Here is a 5,346-nt window from a genome sequence, read left to right as displayed (position 1 = left end):
AGCACAGGCACAGAAGTCGCCAGCTTCAGTTATGACGCACTGGGCAGAAGACAAGCCAAAACCATCAATGGTGTCAGCACCGGGTTTATGTATGATGGTGTCAACATCGTGCAAGAGCTCAGTGGAAACAACGTCACCAACAGCTACATTAGTGGTGGTGTAGATCAGGTATTTGCGCAGCAAAGTGGAGCGGGACCAAGTGCAAGCAGTCTGACTTACCTCACGGATGCACTCGGTTCCACTATCAGACTCACTAATGCAACAGGCGACAAGGTAGTTGATTACAGCTACGATCCTTATGGCAATACCAGGGCAGATGCGGTCATTAACAACGCCTTCCAGTACACAGGGCGTGAGAATGACGGGAACGGACTGTACTACTACCGTGCCAGATATTATTCACCAGCGACACACCGCTTTATATCGGAAGACCCGATTGGATTGAATGGGGGCATTAACACTTATGGGTATGTCGGTGGGAATCCGATCAGCTTTACTGATCCGTCTGGGCGTTGTTTTGGGCCGCTGTTAGTTGCTTGCTACTATGGTGTCCTGTATGCGGAGCAATTGCTGATTGGAGCAGAGATTGTCGCAGCAATTTCTACTGGGGCTATGATGCCATCTGCGTCGCCTGCGGCAACTGCTGCTAAATCGACAGCAAGAGCGGTTACGACCATTGCTGAAGAAATCGGTACAGTTCAAGTTTTCAATAGTTTTAAACAAGCTAAAACTGCACTTGGAACACAGCCGGGGGAAAATATTCATCATGTTGTAGAGCAATGTCAGGCAGTCAGAAGTGGATTTCCAGCTAGCGCTCTGAATACGACGAGTAATTTGGTGCGTTTACCTGAAGCTGTTCATGATTCTATAAGCGCACATTACTCTACATTAGTTCGCGGAACAAACATGACGTTAAGAGATTCATTAAATGGATTACCTTATCAAAAACAATATGAGATCGGCTTGGATATTGTTCAAAAAGCGCTTGCGGGGAAATTATGATTAAAAATGAAGAAGATTTGAGAGTATTTGTTCAGGATGCCATAAATGAATGGTCGGATGTGTATGCCGGTAATGCAAGGGCAGCAAATGCCAGGATTCGTGCAGCGGAAAAAATGGTGACTCGCTGGGCAAAAGAAGGCGTTGTCCTTGAGCTATTACTGCCTTTATTAAAACATGAGGCAGTTGCTGTTAGGTTTGCTGCTGCTGCGCATTTGATTAATCATGGGGGCAAGGAACAGGCTGTTGCAGTGCTGCGAGAGTTAGTCAAAGAACCAAGCTTGATTGCGAGTTCGGCGGACGCAGTTCTGCGCATCAATAAAATCTCAATTAACTCTGATTTATAGAGAAAATTTGATGGGCTCTGCAATATTCTTGACTGAGATTTATGACTATTTATTGCCGCATTGCTCAAAACCTTTCGTTCTTGGTAAAGCGATGCTTGAGTAAGTTTTTTTTCGAACCCCGCGATAGGGCGCTTGATTATATGAATTTCTTAAGTGAATCTGATGACAGAGAAAATGATATTCATTCAAAATGCTGAAGAATATTGGGTAAGTATTGATAAAGGAAGTTCTAAAACTGCAAATGCAAAAGAGCGTGCTAATAAAAAAATTGTAGCGGAATGGGTGAAAGATGGTGTTGTTTCAGAACGTTTATTACCTTTGCTAACCCATAGTTCAATAGAGGTTCGATTCGCAGCGGCTGCGCATTTAATTAATCATGCTGAAAAAGAGAAAGCCATTTCAGTGCTGCGCGAATTGATCAAAGAGTCTGAAGGGTTAATTTCTCCGTCCGCGGCAACTGTCTTGCGCATTCATAAAATTTCAGTGGCCTCTTAAATTATTTTTGCAAAAGCATTCCACACAAATCATAGAGGTATTTTTTGAAACGGCGAATATGACTATTTATTGGAACAAAACTGGGATCCCTACCCTTAAGGGCTTATCCAGACAAGAACAATCAGCTCTGATACGCCCGGTCCTGGGTGTGGTCTGGCGACGTTGGCAGGTATGGTTGCCACTGTTGGTGCAGACGGTGTTATTTTTCTCGTTCGTTTTACTTGTGCCACAATTCCCATATCGCTTGCCCGTTCTCATCGCGATCATCTATGTCACAGTCAAACTGGCACATCTGCCTTTCAATCATTTTCTTGCACTTGAGTTGGAGAAGAAAATTTTGCTAAGCAAAGTTTAAAAAAATCAGTTAATCATGGTGAGCAGGATTGAGATCAAAATACAGTTGGTGAGAAATTTTTCTCACCAAATACTAATCGGGTGTTTTCTTTTTCTGTTTTTCTTGGCTTATGCTGGTACAGCAAACGCCCGCAACAAAACCACCCAGTTCGGCTACGACGGCTACGACCTCAGCAGCATCACCGACCCGCTCAACCAGCGCAGCATCAGCAAAATCGACCGCGTCACCCAGATGACCAGCCCCAAAGGCACAGTCAACTACACCTACGACGCCAACGGCCAGCGCAGCAGCATGACCGTCGCAGGCCAACCAACACAAAGCTACACCTACGACAAAGTCGGCAGGCTCACCCGCATAGACCAGGCCGCAGGTGCCATCAACAACAATCAGGCCCAGAACATCCAGTTTACTTATGATGACGCAGGCTGCCTCACCAAAATCACCTACGCCAACGGCATCACCCGCGACAACAGCTATGACGATGCAGGTCAGCTCACTGGCATCACCTACAAAAAAGCCGACAACAGCCTCATCGGTGACCTGGCCTACTCCTACGACGCCAATGGCCGCCGCACCAAAACCAGCGGCAGCCTGGCAAAGACAGATTTACCCGACACAATAAGCACAGCCAGCTACGACGCCAACAACCGCCTCGCCACCTAGGGCAGCCGGATACTCCATTACGATGCCAACGGCAATCTCACCAGCGATGGCCTCAAAACCTACATCCGGAACGCCCGCAACCAGCTCATCCAGATCAAGGACAGCACAGGCACAGAAGTCGCCAGCTTCAGTTATGACGCACTGGGCAGAAGACAAAACAAAACCATCAATGGTGTCAGTACCGGGTTTATGTATGATGGTGTCAATATCGTGCAAGAACTCAGTGGCGCAAGCCCAATCAACAGCTACATCAGTGCCGGAGTAGATCAGGTATTTGCACAGCAGAGTGGTACTGGAGCATCAGCGACAAGCCTGACTTATCTCACCGATGCACTCGGTTCCACTATCCGGCTCACTAATGCAACTGGCGACAAGGTCGTTGATTACAGCTACGATCCTTATGGCAATACAAAGGCAGATGCGGTCATCAACAACTCGTTTCAGTACACTGGACGTGAGAATGACGGGACGGGATTGTATTACTACCGTGCCAGATATTATTCACCTGCGACACATCGGTTTATATCGGAAGACCCGATTGGGCTGGGTGGGGGAGTTAATGGATATGGGTATGTAGGTGGAAATCCGATTTCGTTCAGTGACCCTAATGGATTGTGTCCTTGGTGTTATGCGATATATTTCTTTGTTGCTGAAAATTCGGTAGCAATTGGTACTGGTGTTGTAGTGGGGACAGAGATTGCGGTTGGTGTACCGACTCCTCTCAGTGCTTCACTTTCTGGTGCTTCAAGTGCAGCTAGGATTGTTGAGCAATATGCGTTAAGAGTCAATCAAAGTGGCTTTTACCCTATTATGGCGAGAGGTGCTAAGGAGGCCACAGGTCTCAAATGGTGTGAGGCTGGAGACGTGTGGAAATTCGGCACAACAAAAAATCCTGCTACGCGATATTCTCAGAGCTATTTAGATAGTATTGGAGAATATGGGGTAAGTTATGTTAAGGAGTTTGGAGGAACACTTAGTGAAGCACTTATTCTTGAGGCTATGAAAATTAAAAACTTTCTATGGCAAACAGGTAAACTGCCGCCTGGCAATAAAATGATTAAATAGTGAGGAATTATGAGATTTAATATGTTAGGTGACTTCGATTGGGAGTCAAATATTGATCAGGTTCTAAAGGCATTTTCTGACGATAAATACCACTCCTACTTCCAAGAACGGGATTATGGTACTGGACTAATTGGGATTACCGTTGTTTTCATGTGCCAAGATCCCGCCTTAAATCTGAAGCGACGAATACGATTGTCGAAGAAAGAAAAGAAATTATATGTGGATATCATGCTTGATCTGCCGACAATGAAAAGTGCCGATTTCACGAAGAAAAAAATGATAATTTCTGAATTACTTTTGAAAGAAATTCCAGAGGTTATTTCAAAATACAAAATTGATGATTTTGATCTACAGCGCTTTATCGAAGATTTCCAGCAAAAATTTCGTATCGCTGAATCGTGAATTATAGATGTTCTTTGGCTTCGTATTATTTCCTTAACCTCTATGAGCGAAACGACAAAAAAAGCTGAAACGCTAACAATTGCTGATTTGGAAAAATATCCTGTCTGGCAATATACAAATTCTCACGAAAAAATCGGGGAAACAGTTGTTCGGCCAATAAAAAGAATACCTGTCAAAAGCCTAACAGGGAAGCTTGTTGGTACTAAGGTTCGTTTCGCCAATGGCACGGACACTTGGGCGTTAATTGGAAATGTTGACGCAAATAATGCACGACTAACACAGCATTTCTTGACTCTTTCAATTTTTAACGCCGACAAGTGGTTTACTTTGCCGAGATATCACGATATTCAGCGAGAGCGCTTCGGCCCAGAGGCGCTTGAAATGTTTATGGGATTAGATGTTAATCAGATTTTTCCAATCACATATGATATCAGTCGTTGTTGTACAGGCGATTCAAAGTCACTTATTGGAACGATTAAAAAGGAACCTGAAGAGAAGCTTACCAGAGCAGAAATTATTGCTTTGGCGGTTCCTTTCCTATAGTAGTACAAGGCTGAATTAAGCGGATCACTTGATCTAACGCTTGAGTTGGAGAGGGGAAGTCTGCTGGGTAACGTATAAAAAAATCAGTTAATCATGATGAGCAGGAGTGAAACAAAAGTAAAGAAGCTCAAAAAGACTGCTCATCAAATTATTGGTTGGCGCTTGTTCCTTCTTTTTTGCTTGGCTGCTACTGGTACAGCAGACGCCCGCAACAAAACCGCCCAGTTTGGCTACGACGGCTACGACCTCAGCTGCATCACCGACCCGCTCAACCGCAGCGTCATCCTGCGTACTGACGCCATAGGCCGCACCGTCAGCAGCACTGACCCTCTCAACCAGCGCAGCATCAGCAACATCGACAATCTTGACCGCGTCACCAGCGTCATCGACACCAATAACCAAAGCACCGGCTTTGGCTACGACAACAACGACAACCTCACCAGCGTCACCGATGCCAACAACCACAGCACCCAGTTC

General features: G+C 45.3%; 8 protein-coding genes. All 8 read left to right on the top strand.

Annotation, left to right across the window (positions count from 1 at the left end; genetic code table 11):
• On the top strand, positions 1-1,002 hold a 1,002-nt coding region (locus AC3WQT_RS28860), incomplete at its 5' end, for an RHS repeat-associated core domain-containing protein (protein ID WP_492709463.1).
• Entirely contained in the window at positions 999-1,346 is a 348-nt protein-coding gene (locus AC3WQT_RS28855) for a hypothetical protein (protein WP_492709461.1), read from the top strand. The genes AC3WQT_RS28860 and AC3WQT_RS28855, both read left to right, overlap by 4 nt.
• 162 nt (positions 1,347-1,508) lie before the next feature.
• Positions 1,509-1,841, top strand: coding sequence for a hypothetical protein (locus tag AC3WQT_RS28850; RefSeq protein ID WP_492709459.1), 333 nt, complete (start codon positions 1,509-1,511; stop codon positions 1,839-1,841).
• Between the two features lie 457 nt (positions 1,842-2,298).
• Entirely contained in the window at positions 2,299-2,859 is a 561-nt protein-coding gene (locus AC3WQT_RS28845; protein WP_492709457.1) for a hypothetical protein, read from the top strand.
• 9 nt (positions 2,860-2,868) lie between these two features.
• On the top strand, positions 2,869-3,924 hold the full coding sequence (locus tag AC3WQT_RS28840; protein ID WP_492709465.1) for an RHS repeat domain-containing protein: 1,056 nt from the start codon (positions 2,869-2,871) through the stop codon (positions 3,922-3,924).
• Between the two features lie 21 nt (positions 3,925-3,945).
• Positions 3,946-4,326, top strand: coding sequence for an Imm44 family immunity protein (locus tag AC3WQT_RS28835; RefSeq protein ID WP_492709456.1), 381 nt, complete (start codon positions 3,946-3,948; stop codon positions 4,324-4,326).
• A 42-nt stretch (positions 4,327-4,368) separates the two neighbouring features.
• Positions 4,369-4,869 carry a hypothetical protein gene (locus AC3WQT_RS28830; protein ID WP_492709454.1) on the top strand — a complete coding sequence of 167 codons (501 nt, stop codon included), beginning with the start codon at positions 4,369-4,371 and terminating at the stop codon, positions 4,867-4,869.
• Positions 4,870-4,962: 93 nt separating this feature from the next.
• Positions 4,963-5,346, top strand: a 384-nt coding sequence (locus AC3WQT_RS28825) for an RHS repeat domain-containing protein (protein ID WP_492709452.1), incomplete at its 3' end; no start/stop codon positions are given.

The organism is Undibacterium sp. FW305-107, assembly GCF_058788535.1.
Note: the sequence above shows the minus strand (reverse complement) of the source record. Positions and strands in the feature narration are given on the sequence as shown.